The following is a 20,673-nucleotide window of genomic DNA, read 5'->3' as shown; positions in this document are numbered from 1 at the left end:
CGACGCCGGACGCGCCGACGCCGGACGCGCCGACGCCCGCGGCGCCGACGCCCGCGGCGCCGACGCCCGACGTCGCGCACGACGCGACCCACGAGCCCGAGCGGGCCCCCGAGCCCGACCCCGCGGCATCCGACCCGGAACCTCGCACCAGCCCAGCAGCAGCATCCATCCCCACCACAACAGAGAGGTGACCACCATGTCCCAGGAACCGCAGCGCACCGCCGCCGCGACGCGCAGCGCACCGACGCGCACCGTCGCCGCGATCGCGGCCGCATCCGCCCTGCTCGTCGCGATGAGCGCGTGCAGCACCCCGAGCGCCGGCGGCGATCCCGCCGAGGCGGCGCCCGGCGTCACCGACGACACCGTGACGATCGGCACGCACCAGCCACTGACCGGCCCAGCCGCCGCCGGCTACTCCTCGATCTCGGCCGCGACCACGGCGTACTTCGCGTACCTCAACGAGAACGGCGGGGTGAACGGCCGCGAGATCGAGTACCTCGTGAAGGACGACGGCTACAACCCCGCGAACACGCAGACCGTCGTGCGCGAGCTCGTGCAGGACGACGAGGTCTTCGCGATCCTGAACGGGCTCGGCACGCCGACGCACACGTCGGTGCTCGACTACCTCAACCAGAACGAGGTGCCCGACCTGTTCGTGGCGTCCGGCTCGACGAGCTGGAACCAGCCGGAGGAGTACCCCTGGACCTTCGGGTTCAACGCCGACTACGTCACGGAGGCCGAGGCGCTCGCCCAGTACGCCGAGGACGAGTTCGCGGGCAAGGCGGTCTGCGTGCTCGGCCAGGACGACGACTTCGGGGACGAGTTCATCGAGGGCCTCGAGAACGTGCTCGGCGAGGGGTCGCTCGCGAGCGTGCAGCGGTACTCGGTCTCCAACCAGGACGTGGTCGCGCAGATCGGCGCCATGCAGGCGGCCGGCTGCGAGGTCAACATGCTCGCCACGGTCAACGGCTTCACGGCCCTCGCGATCGGCACGGCCGCGAAGCTCGGCTACCAGGCGCAGTGGATGTCCTCGTCGTCGGGCGGCGACTACGCGACCCTGGCCGGATTCCTCGGCGATGCCGCCCCGGCCCTGCTCGAGGGCTTCGTGACCACGAACTACCTCCCGTACGCGCCGGGCAACGAATGGGACGACCTGTTCCGCCAGATCAACGACGAGTACAACGACGGCGCCCCCTTCGACGGCAACACCGTGTTCGGGATGTCGGTCGGCTACCTCTTCGCCGAGGCCCTCGCGAAGGCGGGGGAGGACCCCACCAGGCAGGGCATCGTCGACGCGATCACGTCGGGCGACCTCGTCGGCAACGGCCTCGTGCCGCTCTCGTTCGGCGAGGACAGCCACGCCGCCTACAAGGGCGTCTCGATCACCGAGGTGGTCGCCGGCGTGCAGGACTTCATCGGCGTGACCTACGTCAGCGACGGGTCCGGCGGCGTCGAGGCGTACGACGGCGACGCCGTGCCGCTCGAGAACGACGGCCTCCCCACGTCGTAGCCCGAGCAGGAGGGCGGCGGATGCCCCGGGCCGACCAGGTCCGGGGCATCCGCCGTCTCCGCGTGGGCGGGGGTTCGTGCCGTCGCAGCGGACACCGGACCGAGATCACGGCGCCGTAACGATCGCCGCGATCCGGTGCCGTCGCTTGACGGACGGGATCCGACCTCGCATACTGAGCTGACAAAACGATTGGGCAAGCAATGGCGCAGGACAAGGTGACGATCAAGCAGGTCGCGGCGGCAGCCGGCGTCTCGATCACGACGGTGTCCCATGTCCTGAACCACGTGCCGGGCAAGCGCATCCACCCCCACACCCGCGAGCGGGTGCTGGCCGAGGCAGCACGCCTCGGATACACGCCGAACATGCTGGCGCAGAGCCTCCGGACCCAGCGATCGCACACCATCGGCCTGGTGGGCGACGAGATCGCCACGACGCCGTTCGCCGGCAAGATCATCCTCGGCGCCCAGGACGTGGCGACCTCCCATGACTCGGTCGTCTTCGTCGTCAACACCGGCTACGAACGGGAGACCGAGGATCGCGAGATCGAAGCGCTCCTGCGTCGGCAGGTCGACGGCATCCTGTACGCGGCGATGTACCACCGTCCCGTGGAGTTGCCGGCCAAGCTCGCGAACATCCCCACCGTGCTGATCAACGCGTCATGCGCCGATCGCAGCGTGGCGTGGGCCGTTCCGGATGAGGCTGCCGGCGGTGAGGACGCCGCGGAGGTCCTGCTCTCCGCCGGGCACCGGCGCTTGGCCTTCATCAACGACGTGGACGAGATCCCGGCCGCGTTCGGCCGCGAGGAGGGATTCCGCCGGCGCGCCGCGGCCTGGGGGCTGGCGCAGGAGGACCTCCGAGTGGTGACGGCCGAGGCCGACCCGGCGGGAGGCTACGAGGCGGCGCGGCTGCTCCTCGACGACGCGGCCGATAGGCCGAGCGGGATCTTCTGCTTCAACGACCGAATGGCGATGGGGGTGTACCGCGCAGCCGCAGAACTCGACCTGCACGTGCCGCGCGACGTCTCGATCGTCGGGTTCGACAACCAGGACTTCATCGCAGACGGGCTCCATCCAGGGCTCACGACGGTGGAGCTGCCGCATTACGAGATGGGGGTCTGGGCCGCGAAGGAGCTGTTCCACCAGATCTCCTCGGAGCAGAGGCCTGCCCTCGCCCCGACCACGAGCATCCGGGGGCCGGTCATACACCGGGCCTCGGTAGCGCCGCCCGCCCAGGGTTCAGACCTGGGTGGGCGGCACCAACCGGTCGACAGGCGCGGCAACGCCTGATCGGTCGATGAAACCGAAGAACCATCACCACCCGATGAAGGAGAGTTCTGTGTCCCGAAAAATCGGTCGCATCGTTGCGGCCAGCCTAGCGACCCTCGCCGTCGCCGCAACCGCAGGTTGCGTCGCAGGCGGAGGATCCGGCGATGGTGCCGGAAGCAGCAGCACCATCGAGTTGTGGACTCATGCCGGCGGCAATGAGGCCGAACTGGGGGTCATCACCACGATCGTCGAGGACTTCAACGCGAGTCAGGACGAGTACACGGTCGAGGTCACCGACTTCCCGCAGGATGCCTACAACGACGCGGTCGTCGCTGCGGCGACGGCGGGCGACCTGCCGTGCATCGTCGACATCGATGGACCGAACGTCGCCAACTGGGCCTGGGCGGGGTACATCCAGCCCCTCGGACTGCCTGAGGAGACGTACGACGGACAACTTCCGGGCACGCTCGGCGTCATCGACGACGAGGTCTACGCGTACGGCTTCTTCGACGTCGCCCTGGCGATGTTCAGCCGGGAATCCACGCTCAACGACGCCGGAGTCCGGATCCCCACGGTCGACGACCCCTGGACCGGCGACGAGTTCGACGAGGCGCTCGCCAAGATCGACGGTCTCGGCCGGTACGACCAGGCCGTGGACTTCGGCACCGGCGGCGGAGGCGAGTGGATCCCCTACGCCTACTCGCCCCTCCTCCAGAGCTTCGGCGGCGACCTGATCGACCGCTCGACCTTCGAGACCGCGGACGGCGCCCTCAACGGGCCGGAAGCGCTCGAGTGGGCCCAGTGGTTCCGTGGACTCGTCGACAGCGGCTACATGGCGCAGACCTCCGGGGAGGACGCCACGGCCGACTTCGTCAACGGGACCAGCGGCATCCTGTACACCGGCAACTGGGCCGACGCCACGGTTCGCGATGCGTTCGACGACGCCGTCGTGCTGCCGCCGCCCAACTTCGGCGACGGCCCCAAGATCGGTGCCGGCTCCTGGCAGTGGGGGCTCACGACCGGCTGCGACGAGGTCGACGGCGCCCGCGCCTACCTCGAGTTCGCCCACGACACGAAGTACTTCGTGGAGTACGGCGAAGCCACCGGCCTCATTCCCGCGACGCTCGACGCAGCCGAGGAGATCCCGGCGTTCGCCGAGGGTGGCGACAGCCGCATCTACCTCGAACTCGCGAACCAGTTCGCCGTCGTGCGCCCCGAGACGGCCGCGTACCCGTTCATCTCCTCGGTGTTCCAGAAGGCCACGCAGGACATCCTGTCCGGCGGCGACCCGCAGGCCATCCTCGACAAGGCGGTCTCGGACATCGATCGTGACATCGAGCAGAACGGCGGCTACACGTTCTGATTCGGAACGTCGCCGCTCGTGGGCGCGGCGCCGGCCACCGTGCGCCGCGCCCACTGACATCACAGAGGCAACCATGACCACTCGCACCACTGCACCCCCACGCCAGGCAGCCGCATCCGACGGCACCGGGCAGCACCGGCCGTCCCGCACGCTGAAGGGCGAACGCACCGCGGCCGCGTGGATGATCAGTCCGGCACTGGTGCTGTTCATCCTGTTCCTGATCATCCCCATCGTGCTGGCGTTCGGGCTGGCCTTCACGAACACCCGCCTGATCTCGCCCCGCCCGGGTGAATTCGTCGGCCTGGACAACTTCGCCTACCTGTTCACGGATCCGGTGTTCTGGGCGTCCGTTCGGAACACCTTCGCCTTCGCCCTGGTCGTCGTCCCGGTGCAGGCCGGCTCGGCGCTGCTCCTCGCCCTCCTCGTGAATGCGAAGGTCCGCGGCACGAACTTCTTCCGAACCGTGTACTTCCTCCCGGTGGTGACCTCGATGGTCGTCGTCTCGCTCCTCTGGCGGTTCATGTACGAGAAGGACGGGTTGATCAACCAGTTCCTCGGCCGCGTCACCGGCGGGGCATACGACCCGATCGACTGGCTGAACGACCCGGTCTGGGCCCTGCCCGCGATCATGTTCATGTCCATCTGGCAGGGCGTCGCCTTCCACATGGTGATCTGGCTGGCCGGGCTGCAGACCATTCCGGCCGAGCTGTACGAGGCGTCCGAGATCGACGGGGCGAACAAGCTCCAGCAGTTCCGATACGTCACCTGGCCAGGACTCCGGCAGACCGCGACGCTGATCCTCGTCACCATCACGATCGCGTCGTTCAGCCTGTTCACGCAGATCGCCGTGATGACCCAGGGCGGCCCGCTCGACAGCACGACCACCGTCGTCTACCAAGCGGTCCGAACCGGGTACCAACAGCTCCAGACCGGGCTGGCCTCGGCCATCTCCCTCGTCTTCTTCGCCATGGTGCTCGTCATCTCGGGCATCCAGCGCTACCTCACCCGCGAAAGGAGCTGAGGCTCGTGACCGCCACCGAAGCCCTCGTCCTCCCGGACGTCGACACCCCCGACCGCGCGACCAGGAGCCGGCCGCCCGCGAGGAGGCGAGTGGGCATCACGGTCGTCCGCGGCGCACTCGCCGTGTTCTTCGCACTCCCGATCGTCTTCATGCTCATCTCGTCGCTCAAGCCCGACCTGCAGATCTTCGCCGACCTGGGATCCTGGCGTGCGCTCGCGCCGGTCGGCGACGTGTCGCTCGACAACTACACCGGCGTCTTCGACCGGGTGCCGTTCTGGCAGTTCCTCCTCAACTCGGTGGTCATCTCCTGCGCGACCGTGGTCCTCGGCGTGCTCATCAACAGCATGGCCGCCTTCGCCCTGTCGCGGTTGCGGTGGCGAGGACGGGGATTCGTCCTCACCGTCATCCTCGCGACCCTGATCGTGCCGTTCGAGACGCTCGCGCTGCCGCTGCTGTGGTGGGTCAACAAGCTCCCCGCATTGGAGGCCGACGGGTTCAGCCTCGCGTTCACCCAGGGCTGGCTGAACACGTACCACGTGCAGATCGTCCCGTTCATCGCCAACGCGTTCTCGGTGTACCTCTTCTACCAGTTCTTCTCCTCGATTCCGCGGGAACTGGACGAAGCGGCACGGGTCGACGGCGCCGGCTGGTTCACCATCTACTCCCGCATCGTGATGCCGCTCTCGGGGCCGGCCATCGCGACGGTGTCGATCCTGACCTTCCTCCCGGCCTGGAACTCCTACCTGTGGCCGCTGATGGTCATCCAGAGCGAGGAGTTGCGGCCCGTCATGGTGGGGCTCCAGTACTTCTTCCAGCTCAACGTGTCGTGGGGTCAGGTCATGGCGTACTCCTCACTCATCACGGTGCCCGTCGTGGCGCTCTTCATCGCGTTCCAACGTTCCTTCATCAACTCGATCGCATCCTCAGGAGTCAAAGGCTGATGCCGTACACGCTTCCCGACGTCTGGACCTGGGACATGTGGTTCGCAGACGACGGAACGAACCACCACGTGTTCTACCTCAAGGCCTCACGGGCGCTCGGCGACCCGAACCGGCGCCACTTCCACGTGACCATCGGGCATGCCGTCTCCGACGACCTCCGGACCTGGCGCGAAGTACGTGATGCGCTCATCGTCTCGGACGAGCCGGCGTTCGACGACTGCACGACCTGGACCGGCTCCATCGTCCGTGATGCGGATGGCGCCTGGCGGCTGTTCTACACCGGCACCTCGAAGGCCGAAGGCGGCCTCGTCCAACGCGTGGGGACGGCGACCTCGACCGACCTCTCCACGTGGCGGAAACAGCCGGGCGCCGTCACCGAGGCAGACCCCCGGTGGTACGAGAAGTACGGGACCGGTCAGTGGTTCGACGAGGCCTGGCGCGACCCGTGGGTCTCTCCCGCCCCGGACGGACCGGGATGGCGCATGCTCGTCACGGCTCGCGCGAACACGGGCGACGCCGACGACCGCGGGGTCATCGGCGTCGCGACCTCGGACGACCTCGTCACGTGGTCGGTGCAGCCACCGGCCTCGACGCCCGGGGCCGGATTCGGGCAGCTGGAAGTCCCCCAGGTGGCGTGGATCGACGGTCGCGGCGTGCTCATCTTCAGCTGTCTCGCGAACGAGATGAGCGCGTCGCGCCGGTCCCCGGGCGGAGGGGGTGTCTGGGCCGTCCCCCTCACGGACGGGGAGGCGCTCTTCCCGATCGAGCGCGCGGTCCGCCTGACCGACGAGACGCTCTACGCGGGACGCCTGGTTCAGGATCGGGACGGCGGGTGGGTCCTCTTCGCCTTCCACCACGTCGACGCCGGCGGCAACTTCGTCGGGTCCCTCTCCGATCCGATGCCCGTGTCATGGGCGCCCGACGGTCGACTCCGAGTGAGCGACGGGCGGTTCGATCATCTCCTCGACCACGAGGAGGTCATCCAGCCGACGGGCGGGTAGCCCCGCAGCCGTCAGATGAAGCCGTCGTAGGCGCGCCTGACGACGCTCGAATGGATCCAGTCGATCAGGGTGACGAAGTCCCACACCGGAAGGCCCGTGGCATCCTGGATCTGCTTGGCGTACGGGGGCATGTCGCTGCATTCGAGGAGCAGGGCGCCGATGTCGGGGTTGGCCCTCACGAGCTCCACGGCCGCCCCGACGACCTCGTCGCGCACCTGATCGAGGTCCATCCAGCCCTGGTCCTCGAGGATCGCTCCGCGGAAGCCGGGACTGTGCTCCATGCCCGCCACGACGATCGGTGCGTCCTCGCGGATGCCGACCGCGGCCAGCATCCGCTCGTCGAGGCTGCTCCGCTTCGCGCAGAGGATGCCCAACCGTTGCCGCGGCTGCAGCGCTGCGAGCACCATCGGCACCTGGCAGAGGCTGGACAGGAACACCGGCACCGGCAACGCCTCGGCGAGCTCGCGCTGGAAGCGGGCGAAGTACCCGCACGCGCCCACGATCGCACGGCAGCCGTCTGCGACGAGCTCTCGCGCGGCGGCGAGGATCGGCTCGAGCAGGGTCGGATCGCCACCGATGAGCCGCGGGCTGTCGGCGCCTTCGACGACCTTGAACCGGACGGGGTAGCCATAGGTCGACGCGTTCGCGACGTTGCCGGGGATGATGGGGTAGCCGGTGTTCAGCAGCAGGATGCCGACCGCGTGCCCCGCCATCACCTGTGCGGCGGGCTGGTGGATGATCGTGCCCATGCTGCTCCTCACCACGCGTCGGCCATTGACGAATGAAGCCAGACCTCACGGTACCGCGGGGCGCGCCGAGGTGGGCATGTCCCGGCGGCATCCGGGTCGCGTGCCCGGTGACGGTGACCGCCACCCGGCGTCGACCCGCGAGCGCTCAGCCTGCGCGCGAGGCCTGCGGGCCCGAGTGGGACGTTCCGGAGGCCGGTGCCGTTCCGGAGGCAGGCGACGTTCCGGAGGCCGGTGCCGTTCTGGAGAGGTACCGGACTCCGGTCAGTCGTTCGGATGCGTCCCACAGCTCGACGGCCGACCGAAGGTCCGTGGCTCGGCGGGCGTACGGGACGCCGACGGCATACGGGTTCGCCTTCGATCCGCCCGGGCCCCAGAAGAGCTGCGGCGAGACGCCGTCGCTCAGGGCGGCGGCCAGGACGCCGATGTCCGCAGGCTCGGGCTCCCGACCGATCACGCGGGCGAGGATGCCGGTCGCCGCCCGCGTCGCGCGCGACGGATACGTGGTGTGGAGGGGCGTGCGCGCCATGCCGGGGTGCGCACCGAAGCTCCTGGCTGCGCTGCCGGTCGCCTCGAGTCGCCGGTTCAGCTCGACGGCGAACATCGCATTGGCGAGCTTGGACCGGATGTACGCGCGGCCGGGCGAGTAGCCCGACGCGTCTGCCAGACGGTCCAGGTCCAGCTTCCCGCTCGGGTAGAGCGACGAGGAGACGGTGATGATCCGTGCGCTCGCCGCTGACCGGAGCGCGGGAAGCAGCCGCCCGGTCAGGGCGAAGTGGCCCAGGTGGTTCGTGGCGAACTGGCGTTCCGTGCCGTTCCGATCCCGTCCGAACGGGACGCTGCTCATGGCGGCGTTCAGGACGAGCGTGTCGAGGGGGTCGCGTCCGACGAGATCGGCGAATCGATGGATGGAATCGGGGTCGATCAGGTCGAGCGGGAGGACCCGGATGCGGTCCTGCGGAAGTCGGTGCTCGGCGAGGAGCGCCTGCCGCACCTGCTCGCCGCGCTCGGTGCCGCGGGCCCCGACGATCACGGTCGCGCCCCGGGCGGCGAGGGTGCGCGTGGTGATGGCGCCGAGGCCGCCGGTGCCGCCGGTCACGACCGCCCGGTGCCCGGTCAGGTCCCTCGTGGTGGACAACGGATCGGTCAGCCGTACGCGCATGTTGTTCGTCATGTCGGCAGCGTAAAGTCTGACATCAACGTCAAGGTCAAGGGGAGCGGCATGAGGATCGGCGAACTGAGCGAGCGCACCCGGACCAGCCCCCGATCGCTGCGATACTACGAACAGCAGGGACTGCTGACGTCCGACCGCGAGCACAACGGATACCGGGACTACGGCGCGAACGCCGTCGCCACGGTGCAGACCATCCGCTCGCTCATCGAGATCGGGCTGCCCACGGCACTCGTGAAGGAGGTGCTGCCCTGCACGGTCGGCGAGAAGTCCGAGGCGGCCTGCCCCGAGCTGCTCGCTCGGATCGCCGCACTCCGCGAGGACGTGCGTTCGAGGGCCGAGCGGTTGAAGGACGTCGAGACGGCGTTGGGCTCCTACCTGGAAGCCAACTCGCGCTGACGCGCTGACGTGGGTGCTCGCGCTGACGCGGTGCACCCACGGACGGTCGCGCCCGCTCGAGGGTCCTCGAGCGCCCGGGCGACCCGGTCCGCTACCAGATGGTGCCGCCGCCGATCGAGATGCCGCCCCACGTGAGCGCGATGAAGATCGCGGCGAACACGACCGGTGCGATGCCCTTGCCGCTGCGCGACAGCCCCTTCAGGAGGGCGATGACGGCGAGGACGGCCGCGATGATCGAGAGGCCACCGCCGAGGATCAGGCCGATGAACAGCGGGATGGGCATGAGCACGAGGCCCGCCAGTGCGACCCAGAATGCGGCCCAGGCAGTCGGATTGGAGCGACGTTCGACAGAGGAGGACATACTCCAGTATCTCGTGTCCGGGGCCCGCGGGGCTCATCGCATCGCGGCGCCCGGGGCTCACCGCGTCCCGGCGCCGGGAGCGGGCACCGTCTCGGGGGCGTACTGCTCGACGAGCTGGCGCTTGAGCACCTTGCCGCTGCCGCCGAGCGGAAGCGACTCGACGACGTGCACGACGCGTGGGTACTTGTACGCCGCGATGCGCTCCTTCGTGAACGCGACGAGCGCCTCGGGCTCGACCTCGTGCCCGTCGAGGGCGACGACCGCGGCGTGCACCTCCTGCCCGTGCGTGTCGTCGGCGATGCCGAAGACGGCGGCGAGCGCGACATCCGGATGCCGCATCATGACGGCCTCGACCTCGGTGGGGTACACGTTGTAGCCGTTGCGCACGATCATGTCCTTCTTGCGGTCGACGATCGTGATGATGCCGTCGACGATCGTGCCGAGGTCGCCCGTGCGGAACCAGCCGTCGACGACGGCCTCGGCCGAGGCGTCCGGTCGCCCGAGGTAGCCCTTGAAGAGGTTGTGGCCGCGCACGACGATCTCACCCAGCGCGCCGGGTTCGTCGAGCATGGCGATGCGGCCCTCGACCTCGGAGTCGGCGATGGCGGCGTCGATGCCCCAGTAGGTGCGGCCGACGGTACCCGGTCGGATCGGCTCGCCGACCATGTTGAACGACACCGTCGGCGAGGTCTCGGTGAGGCCGTAGCCCTCGTGCACCTCGGCGCCGTACGCGCGCTCGAAGGCCTCGAGCAGCGCGACCGGCAGCGCGGCGCCGCCCGAGACGGCGTAGCGCAGCGGCGGCCGTTCCTCCGCGCGGGCCGCGGCTTCGACCATGCCGACGAACATGGTCGGCACGGCCGTGAAGACGGTCGCCCCATGCGCGTTCATGAGCGCGAGCGCCTCGTCGGGGTCGAACTTCGGCAGCAGGATCACGGAGGCGCCCTTGCGGAACGAGATGTTCATGACCGCGGTCTGCCCGAACGTGTGGAAGAGCGGCAGTCCGCCGAACACGACGTCGTCGGCGCGCATGTCGAACGCGTCGATGAGCGCGCAGTGCACCTGCTCGACGATCGCGAGGTGCGAGCCGACGGCGCCCTTCGGCGTGCCCGTCGTGCCGCTCGTGTAGAGGATGGTCGCGGCATCCGTCGGGCGCACCGACACATGCCGTTCGATGGGGTCGGATGCCGCGGCCTCCGCCTCGAGCCGCGGCAGGTCGGGTCCGCCCGACTCGACGGGCGGCGTCAGCACGGTGACGAGCGGGACGCCGGCGGAGGTCGCGGCGGGCACGGCCTCGGCGAGCATCGGCCCGGCGGCGACGAGCACGTCGGCGCCGGAGTCCCGCAGCACGTACTCGATCTCCTCGGCCTTGAAGAGCAGGTGCACGGGCACGACGATCGCGCCGAGTGCGAGGGCGGCGTAGTAGACGCGCGCGAAGTCGGGCACGTTCGGCACGAGCATCGCGACCCGGTCGCCGCGACCGATTCCGCGGTCCCGGAGGGCGCCGGCGTAGGCGCGGCTCTGGTCCCACAGCGTGCCGTAGTCGATCGTCTGTCCCATGAAGTGCAGCGCGGGCCTGGTCGGCATGCGTGCCGCCGACTCGGCGAGCATGCTCGCGACCGAGAGAGTGCCGAAGCCGTCGCCGTCGACGGCGGGGTCGGCGGGGTGGGAGTGCGTGGGGGTCATGCTGGGGTTCCTTTCATCGTCGTTGATGGAGCAGGGAGGGCCGGTCGGGCGGTTGGCCGGTCGCCGTGAGGGGCAGCAGCGGCCGTCAGCGCCGTGGCGCCTTCAGCTCGGCACGGCCGAGGGCGTTCAGGTGCACCTCGTCGGGCCCGTCGGCCAAGCGCAGCGAGCGGGCGCCGGCGAACATCTCGGCGAGCGGCTGGTCGCCCGAGACGCCGGCGGCGCCGAAGAGCTGGATGGCGCGGTCGAGGATCTGCTGCACGGCCCGCGGCACGGCGATCTTGATGGCCTGGATCTCGGTCATCGCCCTGCGGTTGCCGACCGTGTCCATGAGCCACGCGGTCTTCAGCACGAGCAGGCGCAGCGACTCGACCTGGATGCGGGACTCCGCGACCCATTCGCGCACGACGCCCTGCTCGGCGAGCGGCCGTCCGAACGCGACCCGGGCGTTCGCACGCTCCTGCACGAGGGAGAGGGCGCGCTCGGCCATGCCGATGGCGCGCATGCAGTGGTGGATGCGGCCGGGCCCGAGCCGAGCCTGCGCGATCGCGAACCCCTCGCCCTCGCCGGCGATGAGGTTCGCGGCCGGCACGCGCACGTCGTCGAAGGCGATCTCCGCGTGACCGCCGTGGTCGCGGTCGTCGTAGCCGAACACGGTGAGCGGGCGGATGATGCGCACGCCCGGAGTGTCGCGGGGCACGAGGATCATCGACTGCTGCCGGTGCCGCTCGGCGTCGGGGTCGGTCTGGCCCATGACGATGAAGATCGCGGCATCCGGGTTCATCGCGCCCGTGGACCACCACTTGCGGCCGGTGATCACGTACGAGTCGCCGTCGCGGCGGATGCGGGTCGCGATGTTCGTCGCGTCCGACGACGCGACATCCGGCTCGGTCATGCAGAAGGACGAGCGGATGTCGCCCGCGAGCAGCGGCTCGAGCCATTCCGCCTGCTGGTCGGGGGTGCCGAAGTCGGCGAGGACCTCCATGTTGCCCGTGTCGGGCGCGGCGCAGTTGAACGCGACGGGTGCGAGCCGCGGCGACCATCCGGTGCGCTCCGCGAGCGGCGCGTACTGCACGTTCGTGAGGCCGGCGCCGCGCTCGCCGGGGAGGAAGAGGTTCCAGAGGCCCTCGGCGCGGGCGGCGTCGCGCAGTTCCCCGACCACGGGTCGGAAGCTCCACTCGCCCGGCGTCGCGGCGAGCTGCTCGTCGAGCACCCGCTCGGCCAGGATCGCCCGCTCGTGCACGAACGCCTCGACGCGGTCGATGAGGTCGAGCGTGCGCTGGTCGTGGCTGAATTCCATGCGTCAGACTCCCGTGTTCGTCGTGGTCGAGTCGGTGGCGTGCGCGAGGCCCGTGCTCGCGAGCGGCTCGACGAGTTGGCCGATACGGTCGAATCCGTCGCCGAGGGTCTGGCCCTGCCGGTAGCGGTAGTGGATGCCCTCCAGGATGACGGCGAGCTTGTACGCCGCGAACGCGCGGTACCAGGTCAGGTCGGGCGTGCGGATGCGGGCTGCCTCGGCGTAGTGGTCGACGAGCTCGTCGAACTCGGGATAGCCCGCGGCGGGGTCGACCGCGCTCCGGGTGAGGCCGACGGCGTCGGGTGCGAGCGAGGCGATGTTCCAGTACATGCCGAGCATGCCGAGGTCGACGAGCGGGTCGCCGAGCGTGGCCATCTCCCAGTCGAGGATCGCGGCGATGCGCGGCGCATCCGCGGGCCCGGCGATGATCGCGTTGTCGAGGCGGTAGTCGCCGTGGACGATGCCGCTCCGGATGTCGCCGGCCGGCGGCATCCGCTCCTCGAGCCGTTCCTGGAGGCGGTCCAGCTCCGGCAGGTCACGGCTGCGCGAGGCCTCGAGCTGGCGTCGCCAGGTGCGCAACTGCCGCTCGAGGTAGCCGTCGGGGCGACCGAAGTCGGCGAGGCCGACGGATGCCGCGTCCAGCGTGTGGAGCCGCGCGAGCGTCGCGGCGAACTCGAGCCCGAGGCCGTGCAGACCCGACGCGGTGTACTCGGCGTTCTGGCGGGGGCTCGCGAGCACGACGCCGTCGACCACGTGCATGACGAAGAACGGGGTGCCGGTGACGCGGGCGGCCTCGGTGTCGTCGACGAGGTCGACCACGGGCGGCACCGGAACGCCCGAGCCGGCGAGGGCGCCGATCACGCGGTGCTCCCGACCCATGTCGTGAGCGCTCGCGAGCACGTGGCCGAGCGGCGGGCGGCGCACGATGAGCGGTACGCGCGGGCCGTCGACGCGGTAGGTGAGGTTGCTGCGCCCGCCGGCGATGAGGGTCGCGGTCGGCGAGGCCCCGACGAGGTCGGGGTGCGCCTCGGAGAGCCACTCGGAGAAGCCCGCGAGGTTCAGCCCTGGGGTGTCGGTCATCGTCGATCGCCTTTCCGGCACCGCCGTGGTGCCCGCACCCGTGGTGCGAATGCGAGTGCCGGGAGCGACTCGCAACGACAGCATACCGCGCGGTCGGTATGTTCGTGAAACGGGAGCACGCGGCATCCGCTCGATGCGCGCGTCAGGCGAGCAGGCGGGTCTCGATCGCCGAGCGGATGCCGGTCGGGATCGGTACCGGTCGCCGCGTCGCGGCGTCGACGAAGACGTGCACGAACCGGCCCTCGGCGATCGGGCCGTCGTTGCCCCCGTTGCCCTCGCCGGCCTCGCCCTCGGCGGCGTCGCCCCCGCCGCCCGCGCGGTGGATGCCGAGCGACCACGTGATGCTCGACGTCCCCAGTCGCTCCACGCCGATCGCGACCTCGAGCGGCTCGGGGAAGCTCGCCGACGCGCGGAACTCGCAACTCGACGAGACCACGAGCCCGATCGGCGCCCCGCCGTGGGGGTCGAGGCCGGCGTGCTCGATCATCCAGGTGTTCACGGCCGTGTCCATGGCCTCGTAGTAGACCGTGTTGTTCACGTGCCCGTACTGGTCGTTGTCGTTCCAGCGGGTGGTGAAGGGGCGGCGCTCGGGTCGGTGCGTCATCGTCAGCGCTTTCGTCGGTCGGTGGCCGTCGATCGGGTGCGTCGGCCGGGGTGTCGGATGGGGCGTGTCGTCGGCCGTCGGCCGTCGGCCGTCGGTCGGCGTCGTCAGTCGGCGCGGAGCAGGATGCGGAAGGCGCGGCGGGCGCGCGCCTCGCTGGGGGTGTCGCCGGCGATGAGGTCGGCGTAGGTGAAGGACTCCGAGACGCGCACGAGGAGGTACGCGAGCTCGTCGGGGGTGATCGCGCCGCCGAGCGGGCGCTCGCCGAGTTCCCGCTCGACGAGCCAGCGCGCGGTGGCGACGTAGCGTCGCTGGATCTCGCTCTCGGTCGTGGTGAGCAGGCGCAGGGCGCGAGCCGGTTCGCGGCGCAGGAAGTCACGGAAGTACTGGGCGCTGATCAGGGCTCCGGCGAAGCTCGAGAGCTGTTCGGCCACGCGCTCGGCGCCGTGCAATGACTCGGTCGCGTGCTCGGAGAGCACGAGCGTCGGGACGGCGAGCGACCAGAGCACCTCGCTGAGCAGCGCGTCGCGGTTGCCGACCCAGCGGAAGAGCGAGGTGCGGTCGACGCCGAGCGTCGTGGCCAGCGCCCCCATGTCGATGCGGCGGCCCTCGATGAAGGTCTCGCGGGCGAGGTCGAAGGCGCGCACGGCGTCGGCGTGCCGGCCGTCGGCGAGGCGCTCGGAGAGCCAGGAGGGCGCGGCGTGCAGGCCGACCTCGGCGATCTCGTGGGTGGGGGCGCTCGTCGTCGACATGCCGGAACTCTAACCCGCGTTCGAGGATTCACATGCAACATTCTGGAAAATGATGCAGGATGGTCGTGTTCACCGACGAACGGAGAAGCGATGACGCTCACACTCGACCCGCAGTCCACTGCAGGCACCCCTTCCGACGACGCGGCCGCGGCCGGCGCGGCCGCCACCGTGCTCGACGCCGACTTCTACGGCTTCATGCGCCGGCTCACGCCCGTCGAGCAGGCCTCGGTCGCCGAGATCCGCGACTACCTCGAGCGCGAGGTGCGCCCCGGCGCCGACGACCGCTGGGAGGCGACGACGAGCCCGCGGCACCTCATCCCCGGCTTCGCGGAGCTCGGGCTCTTCGGTTCCGGCATCCCCGAGGTCGCCCACTTCGAGAACTCCGCCGTCTACCGCGGTTGGGTCGCCCTCGAGATCGCGCGCGTCGACCCGTCGACCGCGACCTTCATCGGCGTGCACTCCGGCCTCGCGATGAACGCGATCGCCGTCGGCGGCTCACCCGAGCAGAAGGCCGAGTGGCTCGAGCCCATGGCCCGCGGCGAGCTCATCGGCGCCTTCGGACTCACCGAACCGCTGCACGGCTCCGACACCGCCAAGGGCCTCGAGACCACGGCGACCCGTCGCACCGGCGCCGAAGGCACCGACGAGTGGGTGCTGAACGGGGCCAAGCGCTGGATCGGCAACGCGACCTTCGCCGACGTCGTCGTCATCTGGGCGCGCGACACCGCCGACGACCAGGTCAAGGGCTTCCTCGTGCGCCAGCCGGCCACGGGCTTCACCGCGACGAAGATCGAGCGCAAGCAGTCGCTCCGCGCCGTCGAGAACGCCGACATCGTGCTGGAAGACGTCATCGTGCCCGAGGCCGACCGGCTCCAGGAGATCCACGGCTTCCGCGACGTCGCCATCGTGCTCCGCCTCACCCGAGCGGATGTCGCGTGGCAGGCGATCGGCGTCGCCGTCGGCGCCTACGAGGCAGCCCTCGCGTACACGAAGACGCGCGTGCAGTTCGGCAAGCCGATCGCCTCCTTCCAGCTCGTGCAGCAGAAGCTCGCCGACTCGCTCGCCGACATCACGGCGTCGATCGCGCTCTGCGTGCGCGTCAGCGAGATGCTCGACGAGGACGCCCAGAAGGACCACCACTCCGCCATGGCCAAGGCCTTCGCGACGAAGAAGATGCGCGAGGTCGTCGCCCGCAGCCGCGAGCTCATGGGCGGCAACGGCATCCAGCTCGACCACGGCGCCGCGCGCTTCTTCGCCGACGCCGAGGCCGTCTACACGTTCGAGGGCACGTACGACATGAACACGCTCATCGTCGGCCGCGCCATCACCGGCATCGCGGCGTTCGTCTGATCGGTCGTCCGCCGGATCCGCCCGCTCGCGGCATCCGCTCGCCGAGACCGGCTCCGGTGGTCGAGGAGGCGCGCCAGCGCCGGCTCCGGTGGTCGAGGAGGCGCGCCGGCGCCGGCTCCGGTGGTCGAGGAGGCGCGTCGGACCGGCTGCGGCGGTCGAGTAGGCGCGCCAGCGCCGTATCGAGACCCGCGACCTCGCATGCGGCATCCGCCCCCCACGCGGCATCCGCCCGCCCTTCACCCCGTCCACACCCTTGACCCCCGCACCACCGCCCGAGAGGATCACCCCATGACCGAGGCCTACATCGTCGCCACCGCCCGCTCGCCCATCGGCCGCGCCCGCAAGGGATCGCTCGCCGGCCTCCGGGGCGACGACCTGACCGCCCGCATGGTCGAGGCGGCGCTCGCCAAGGTGCCCGCGCTCGACCCGGCACGCGTCGAAGACCTGATGCTCGGCTGCGGCATGCCGGGCGGCGAGCAGGGCATGAACATGGCCCGCATCGTCTCGGTGCTGCTCGGCCTCGACGGCGTGCCCGGCACGACCGTGAACCGCTACTGCTCGTCGAGCCTGCAGACCACGCGCATGGCGTTCCACGCGATCAAGGCGGGGGAGGGCGACGTGTTCGTCTCCGCCGGCGTGGAGTCGGTGAGCAACTCGATGCGCGGGTCGAGCGACTACATCCCCGGCGAGAAGCTCACGAACCCGCGATTCGACGAGGCGATGGCACGTACCGAGGCGCGCGCCGTCGGCGGGGCGGATGCCGCGGGCCTGCGCCCGTGGCGCGACCCGCGTGAAGACGGGCTGCTGCCCGACGCGTACATCGCGATGGGGCAGACGGCCGAGAACGTCGCGGAGCTCCGCGGCGTCACGCGCGACGAGCAGGACGCCTTCGCGGCCCGCAGCCAGCAGCGCGCCGAGGCCGCGATCGCGTCGGGGTTCTGGGCGAACGACATCACGCCGGTGACCCTCGACGACGGCACGGTCGTCTCGGCCGACGACGGCCCGCGCGCGGGCGTGACGGTGGAGGCGCTGGCCGGGCTCGACCCGGTGTTCCGTCCCGACGGCACGGTGACGGCGGGCAATTGCTGCCCCCTCAACGACGGCGCCGCGGCCGTGGTCGTCGTCTCGGACCGCATCGTCGACGAGCTCGGACTCACGCCCCTCGCGCGGATCGTCTCGACCGGGGTCAGCGGCCTCTCGCCCGAGATCATGGGTCTCGGCCCCGTCGAGGCATCGCGCCGGGCGCTCGCGCGCGCCGGCCTCTCGATCGAGGACATCGACCTCGTCGAGCTCAACGAGGCGTTCGCGGCCCAGGTGATCCCATCGGCGCGCGAGCTCGGCATCGACCCCGAGCGGCTCAACGTGCACGGGGGCGCGATCGCCGTGGGGCATCCGTTCGGCATGACCGGTGCCCGCATCACGTCGACGCTCATCAACGGGCTCGCCGCGACCGGCGGCCGCTACGGCCTCGAGACGATGTGCGTCGGCGGCGGCCAGGGCATGGCCCTCGTGCTCGAGCGCGTCTAGCCCGCGGCAGGCGCGGGTCGGCCGGCTCGTTATGCTGCGAGGAGCGATCAGACGCGAGGGAGCCCGATTGCGCCGTCCATCTGCACTCACCGCGGTCGTGCTCACCGTTGCGCTCGGCGTCGGCCTCGGCGGGTGCGTCTTGGGGGCGTCAGAGCCGGCCCCTCCGGCCGAGATCGTCGTGACCGAGCTCGACGGTCCGTTCGCGCCGCTCGGCATCCAGTTCACCGGCCTTCCCGCCGGTGAACTCGTGACGCTCACGTCGACGGCGGAGCTGCCCGCCGCGTGGTACTCCTCAGAGGCCGAGTTCCGCGTGGGCGACGACGGCACGGTCGACCTCGCAGCCGTGGCGCCCGAGTCCGGCGACTGGGCCGGCGCCGACAGCATGGCCCCGTTCTGGTCCATGCACGGCACTCGCACCGCGCGCTGGGACATCTGGGACGAGGCCTTCGACGTCGAACTCACCGTGCGAGATGCAGCGGGCGAGGAATTGGCGCAGACGGTCGTGACTCGTCCTGGGACGGCGCCGGGCGTCGCAGTCAGCGAAGTGAACGAACCGGGCATCGAGGGTGTCTTCGCGTTGCCGTCCGTGGAGCATGCCGATATGGCGGCCGACACCGCAGGCGCCGCCGTGGCGCCGCGGCCCGGCGTGCTCGTCTTCACCGGATCCGACGGCGGCCTCGACGGTGCGGCGGCAACCGCCCGCTGGGTCGCCGGCCTCGGCTACCCGGCGCTCGGGATCTCCTACTTCGGTGGGGAGGGGCAGCCGGAGGCGCTTGAGAACGTGCCCGTCGAGACCTTCGAGGCGGGCCTCGCCTGGCTTCGTGCACAGCCGGAGGTCGACCTCGACCGTGTCTTCACGTTCGGCATCTCGCGCGGCGGCGAGATGGCGCTCTGGCTCGCGACGGAGCATCCCGACCTCGTGACCGGCGCCATCGCGCCCGTCGGTGCCGGTGCGGTCGTGTGCGGCTATCCGCAGGGCATCGCCTGGACTCGCGGCGGTGAGGCTCTGGCCGGAGACTGCACGATGTCCGTCGTCGGGTCCCCGTCGACGCGGCTCGACGTTGCTGCGATCGACGGGCCTGTGGTGCTCGCGTGCGGTACGGACGACGAGCTCTGGGACTCGTGTGCTGCTCTCGACGACATCGTCGACCGGCGAAGCGCGACCGATGCCACGACCCTCGCCACTCGCGGCGAGGGTGCCATGCACGCCGTCTCGTGGCCGCCATACCTGCCGCTCTTCTTCGGAGCGTCGGTCACGCCCCAGCAGATCGCGGCGACGCGCGCGGTGCAGCAGGACTTCTGGCGCGACGTCGTCTCCGTGCTCGCCGAGTGACCGAGCGGATGCCGCGGCGAACGCCCGCGGCATCCGCCCGCCGTCTGCTCAGGCCGCGGGCACGATGAGCGTGACCCACTGCGCGATGAGCGCGGGCCGCTCGGAGCCCTCGATCTCGATCGTGAGGTCCTGCACCACCCGGATGCCGCTGCCGGTGGCCTCGGCCGATGCCAGCGTGCCGACCGCGCGGACGCGCGACCCAGCCGCGACCGGCTGCAGGAAGCGCACCTTCTCGAACCCGTAGTTGACGCCCATGGCGACGCCGTCGACCTCGAGCAGCGGGGTCGCGAGCGCGGTGAGCAGCGAGAGCGTGAGGAACCCGTGCGCGATCGGCGCGCCGAACGGGCCGGCTTCGGCGCGTTCGACGTCGACGTGGATCCACTGGTGGTCGTCCGTGGCATCCGCGAACCGCTCGATGCGCGACTGGTCGATCTCGAACCACTCGCCGGGCCCGAGCGAGGAGCCGACGGCGTCAAGCAGGTCGGCGGGCGTCCCGAGCGTGAGCGGGGAACCGGTCGTGGCGCTCATGCCTTCGGCCCTCCGGCGACGTAGAGCACCTGGCCGGACACGAACGAGGCCGCCTCGGAGCAAAAGAACGACACGGCGGCCGCGACATCCTCAGGCTGGCCGACGCGGCCCACCGGGATCTCCTTCGCGGCGCCCTCCAGCAGCTGCTCGTTGGTGATGCCCATGCGCTCGGCGGTCTGGCGGAGCATGTCGGTGGCGATGAAGCCGGGCGCGACCGAGTTCGCGGTCACGTTGTAGCGGCCGAGCTCGATCGCGAGGGTCTTCGTGAAGCCCTGCATGCCCGCCTTCGCCGCCGCGTAGTTGGCCTGGCCGCGGTTGCCGAGGGCGGAGGTGCTCGAGAGGTTGACGATGCGGCCCCACTTCGCCTCGACCTGGTGCGCCTGCACCGCCCGCGTCATGAGGAACGCTCCGCGGAGGTGCACGGCGAGGACGGCGTCCCAATCGTCGTCGGTCATCTTGAAGAGCAGGTTGTCGCGGAGGATCCCGGCGTTGTTCACGAGGACCGTGGGCGCACCGAGCTCGTCGGCGACGCGGGCGACGGCGTCGGTGACGGCGGCCGAATCGGCGACGTTCGCACCGATGGCGATCGCGCGGCCGCCGGCCTCCTCGATGGCGGCGACGGTGTCGGTGCAGGATGTCGCGTCGAGGTCGAGCACGGCGACGGCGTATCCGTCGGCGGCGAGGCGGATGGCGGTCGCGGCTCCGATGCCGCGGGCGGCTCCGGTGACGATGGCGGTGCGGGTCATG

At 70.7% G+C, this 20,673-nt stretch carries 20 protein-coding genes; 10 read left to right on the top strand and 10 right to left on the bottom strand.

Annotation, left to right across the window (positions count from 1 at the left end):
• Window positions 1-196 precede the first annotated feature (196 nt).
• The 6 genes from GQQ95_RS10390 (at window position 197) to GQQ95_RS10365 (ending at window position 7,101) form a co-directional block, all read left to right on the top strand.
• Entirely contained in the window at window positions 197-1,510 is a 1,314-nt protein-coding gene (locus tag GQQ95_RS10390; protein WP_157427596.1) for an ABC transporter substrate-binding protein, read from the top strand.
• Window positions 1,511-1,710: 200 nt separating this feature from the next.
• Complete coding sequence (locus GQQ95_RS10385) at window positions 1,711-2,796, top strand: LacI family DNA-binding transcriptional regulator (RefSeq protein WP_157427595.1); 1,086 nt, start codon at window positions 1,711-1,713, stop codon at window positions 2,794-2,796.
• Window positions 2,797-2,968: 172 nt separating this feature from the next.
• Entirely contained in the window at window positions 2,969-4,138 is a 1,170-nt protein-coding gene (locus GQQ95_RS10380; protein WP_246205376.1) for an extracellular solute-binding protein, read from the top strand.
• Window positions 4,139-4,211: 73 nt separating this feature from the next.
• Window positions 4,212-5,159, top strand: a complete 948-nt coding sequence (locus GQQ95_RS10375) for a carbohydrate ABC transporter permease (protein WP_157427593.1) — start codon at window positions 4,212-4,214, stop codon at window positions 5,157-5,159.
• 5 nt (window positions 5,160-5,164) lie between these two features.
• Window positions 5,165-6,100, top strand: coding sequence for a carbohydrate ABC transporter permease (locus GQQ95_RS10370; protein WP_425482568.1), 936 nt, complete (start codon window positions 5,165-5,167; stop codon window positions 6,098-6,100).
• Window positions 6,100-7,101 (top strand): glycoside hydrolase family protein, encoded by a 1,002-nt coding sequence (locus tag GQQ95_RS10365; protein WP_157427592.1) that lies wholly within the window; start codon window positions 6,100-6,102, stop codon window positions 7,099-7,101. The genes GQQ95_RS10370 and GQQ95_RS10365 overlap by 1 nt, the downstream gene beginning before the upstream one ends.
• Before the next feature lie 11 nt (window positions 7,102-7,112).
• On the opposite strand, the gene GQQ95_RS10360 is transcribed toward GQQ95_RS10365, so the two are convergent.
• On the bottom strand, window positions 7,113-7,850 hold the full coding sequence (locus GQQ95_RS10360; RefSeq protein ID WP_157427591.1) for an aspartate/glutamate racemase family protein: 738 nt from the start codon (window positions 7,848-7,850) through the stop codon (window positions 7,113-7,115).
• 145 nt (window positions 7,851-7,995) lie between these two features.
• Window positions 7,996-9,021, bottom strand: coding sequence for an SDR family NAD(P)-dependent oxidoreductase (locus tag GQQ95_RS10355; RefSeq protein WP_157427590.1), 1,026 nt, complete (start codon window positions 9,019-9,021; stop codon window positions 7,996-7,998).
• A gap of 48 nt (window positions 9,022-9,069) precedes the next feature.
• Here GQQ95_RS10355 and GQQ95_RS10350 point away from each other — a divergent pair, with 48 nt between their 5' ends.
• A complete protein-coding gene (locus GQQ95_RS10350) occupies window positions 9,070-9,417 on the top strand; it encodes a MerR family transcriptional regulator (protein WP_157427589.1) in 348 nt (115 codons plus the stop codon).
• 91 nt (window positions 9,418-9,508) lie between these two features.
• Here the strand turns inward: GQQ95_RS10350 and GQQ95_RS10345 are convergent, their stop codons facing one another.
• The 6 genes from GQQ95_RS10345 to GQQ95_RS10320 all read right to left on the bottom strand — a co-directional run bounded on the left by GQQ95_RS10345 (window position 9,509) and on the right by GQQ95_RS10320 (window position 15,188).
• Window positions 9,509-9,778 (bottom strand): hypothetical protein, encoded by a 270-nt coding sequence (locus GQQ95_RS10345; protein WP_157427588.1) that lies wholly within the window; start codon window positions 9,776-9,778, stop codon window positions 9,509-9,511.
• Window positions 9,779-9,835: 57 nt separating this feature from the next.
• A complete protein-coding gene (locus GQQ95_RS10340; RefSeq protein WP_157427587.1) occupies window positions 9,836-11,461 on the bottom strand; it encodes an AMP-binding protein in 1,626 nt (541 codons plus the stop codon).
• An 85-nt stretch (window positions 11,462-11,546) separates the two neighbouring features.
• Window positions 11,547-12,758, bottom strand: coding sequence for an acyl-CoA dehydrogenase family protein (locus GQQ95_RS10335; RefSeq protein WP_157427586.1), 1,212 nt, complete (start codon window positions 12,756-12,758; stop codon window positions 11,547-11,549).
• A gap of 3 nt (window positions 12,759-12,761) precedes the next feature.
• Complete coding sequence (locus tag GQQ95_RS10330; RefSeq protein ID WP_157427585.1) at window positions 12,762-13,835, bottom strand: phosphotransferase family protein; 1,074 nt, start codon at window positions 13,833-13,835, stop codon at window positions 12,762-12,764.
• A gap of 142 nt (window positions 13,836-13,977) precedes the next feature.
• On the bottom strand, window positions 13,978-14,439 hold the full coding sequence (locus GQQ95_RS10325; protein ID WP_157427584.1) for an acyl-CoA thioesterase: 462 nt from the start codon (window positions 14,437-14,439) through the stop codon (window positions 13,978-13,980).
• Window positions 14,440-14,543: 104 nt separating this feature from the next.
• Entirely contained in the window at window positions 14,544-15,188 is a 645-nt protein-coding gene (locus GQQ95_RS10320; RefSeq protein WP_157427583.1) for a QsdR family transcriptional regulator, read from the bottom strand.
• Between the two features lie 90 nt (window positions 15,189-15,278).
• On the opposite strand from GQQ95_RS10320, the gene GQQ95_RS10315 reads away from it, so the two are divergent.
• The 3 genes from GQQ95_RS10315 to GQQ95_RS10305 all read left to right on the top strand — a co-directional run bounded on the left by GQQ95_RS10315 (window position 15,279) and on the right by GQQ95_RS10305 (window position 19,398).
• Complete coding sequence (locus GQQ95_RS10315; RefSeq protein ID WP_157427582.1) at window positions 15,279-16,538, top strand: acyl-CoA dehydrogenase family protein; 1,260 nt, start codon at window positions 15,279-15,281, stop codon at window positions 16,536-16,538.
• A gap of 288 nt (window positions 16,539-16,826) precedes the next feature.
• Window positions 16,827-18,065 (top strand): acetyl-CoA C-acetyltransferase, encoded by a 1,239-nt coding sequence (locus tag GQQ95_RS10310; RefSeq protein ID WP_157427581.1) that lies wholly within the window; start codon window positions 16,827-16,829, stop codon window positions 18,063-18,065.
• Window positions 18,066-18,132: 67 nt separating this feature from the next.
• On the top strand, window positions 18,133-19,398 hold the full coding sequence (locus GQQ95_RS10305; protein WP_170297038.1) for an acyl-CoA thioesterase/bile acid-CoA:amino acid N-acyltransferase family protein: 1,266 nt from the start codon (window positions 18,133-18,135) through the stop codon (window positions 19,396-19,398).
• Between the two features lie 48 nt (window positions 19,399-19,446).
• Here GQQ95_RS10305 and GQQ95_RS10300 read toward each other — a convergent pair whose 3' ends face one another.
• Both GQQ95_RS10300 and GQQ95_RS10295 read right to left on the bottom strand, forming a co-directional pair.
• The gene (locus tag GQQ95_RS10300; protein ID WP_157427579.1) at window positions 19,447-19,926 is read right to left on the bottom strand and encodes a MaoC family dehydratase; all 480 of its coding nucleotides are present in this window, start codon (window positions 19,924-19,926) and stop codon (window positions 19,447-19,449) included.
• Window positions 19,923-20,672, bottom strand: a complete 750-nt coding sequence (locus tag GQQ95_RS10295; protein WP_157427578.1) for an SDR family oxidoreductase — start codon at window positions 20,670-20,672, stop codon at window positions 19,923-19,925. Before GQQ95_RS10295 ends, GQQ95_RS10300 begins: the two co-directional genes overlap by 4 nt.
• Window position 20,673 lies beyond the last annotated feature (1 nt).

It is taken from the genome of Agromyces salentinus, assembly GCF_009749395.1.
GTDB lineage: Bacteria > Actinomycetota > Actinomycetes > Actinomycetales > Microbacteriaceae > Agromyces > Agromyces salentinus.
This window is presented reverse-complemented; position numbering and strand designations above follow the sequence as displayed.

What these genes read in the sequence shown, in the direction of transcription:
- GQQ95_RS10390 (WP_157427596.1), top strand. Translation starts at nt 197, where the DNA reads ATGTCCCAGGAACCGCAGCGCACCGCCGCCGCGACGCGCAGCGCACCG.
- GQQ95_RS10310 (WP_157427581.1), top strand. Translation starts at nt 16,827, where the DNA reads ATGACCGAGGCCTACATCGTCGCCACCGCCCGCTCGCCCATCGGCCGC.
- GQQ95_RS10340 (WP_157427587.1), bottom strand. Translation starts at nt 11,461, where the DNA reads ATGACCCCCACGCACTCCCACCCCGCCGACCCCGCCGTCGACGGCGAC.
- GQQ95_RS10315 (WP_157427582.1), top strand. Translation starts at nt 15,279, where the DNA reads ATGACGCTCACACTCGACCCGCAGTCCACTGCAGGCACCCCTTCCGAC.
- GQQ95_RS10350 (WP_157427589.1), top strand. Translation starts at nt 9,070, where the DNA reads ATGAGGATCGGCGAACTGAGCGAGCGCACCCGGACCAGCCCCCGATCG.
- GQQ95_RS10320 (WP_157427583.1), bottom strand. Translation starts at nt 15,188, where the DNA reads ATGTCGACGACGAGCGCCCCCACCCACGAGATCGCCGAGGTCGGCCTG.
- GQQ95_RS10325 (WP_157427584.1), bottom strand. Translation starts at nt 14,439, where the DNA reads ATGACGCACCGACCCGAGCGCCGCCCCTTCACCACCCGCTGGAACGAC.
- GQQ95_RS10385 (WP_157427595.1), top strand. Translation starts at nt 1,711, where the DNA reads ATGGCGCAGGACAAGGTGACGATCAAGCAGGTCGCGGCGGCAGCCGGC.
- GQQ95_RS10300 (WP_157427579.1), bottom strand. Translation starts at nt 19,926, where the DNA reads ATGAGCGCCACGACCGGTTCCCCGCTCACGCTCGGGACGCCCGCCGAC.
- GQQ95_RS10335 (WP_157427586.1), bottom strand. Translation starts at nt 12,758, where the DNA reads ATGGAATTCAGCCACGACCAGCGCACGCTCGACCTCATCGACCGCGTC.
- GQQ95_RS10355 (WP_157427590.1), bottom strand. Translation starts at nt 9,021, where the DNA reads ATGACGAACAACATGCGCGTACGGCTGACCGATCCGTTGTCCACCACG.
- GQQ95_RS10345 (WP_157427588.1), bottom strand. Translation starts at nt 9,778, where the DNA reads ATGTCCTCCTCTGTCGAACGTCGCTCCAATCCGACTGCCTGGGCCGCA.
- GQQ95_RS10295 (WP_157427578.1), bottom strand. Translation starts at nt 20,672, where the DNA reads ATGACCCGCACCGCCATCGTCACCGGAGCCGCCCGCGGCATCGGAGCC.
- GQQ95_RS10360 (WP_157427591.1), bottom strand. Translation starts at nt 7,850, where the DNA reads ATGGGCACGATCATCCACCAGCCCGCCGCACAGGTGATGGCGGGGCAC.
- GQQ95_RS10375 (WP_157427593.1), top strand. Translation starts at nt 4,212, where the DNA reads ATGACCACTCGCACCACTGCACCCCCACGCCAGGCAGCCGCATCCGAC.
- GQQ95_RS10365 (WP_157427592.1), top strand. Translation starts at nt 6,100, where the DNA reads ATGCCGTACACGCTTCCCGACGTCTGGACCTGGGACATGTGGTTCGCA.
- GQQ95_RS10330 (WP_157427585.1), bottom strand. Translation starts at nt 13,835, where the DNA reads ATGACCGACACCCCAGGGCTGAACCTCGCGGGCTTCTCCGAGTGGCTC.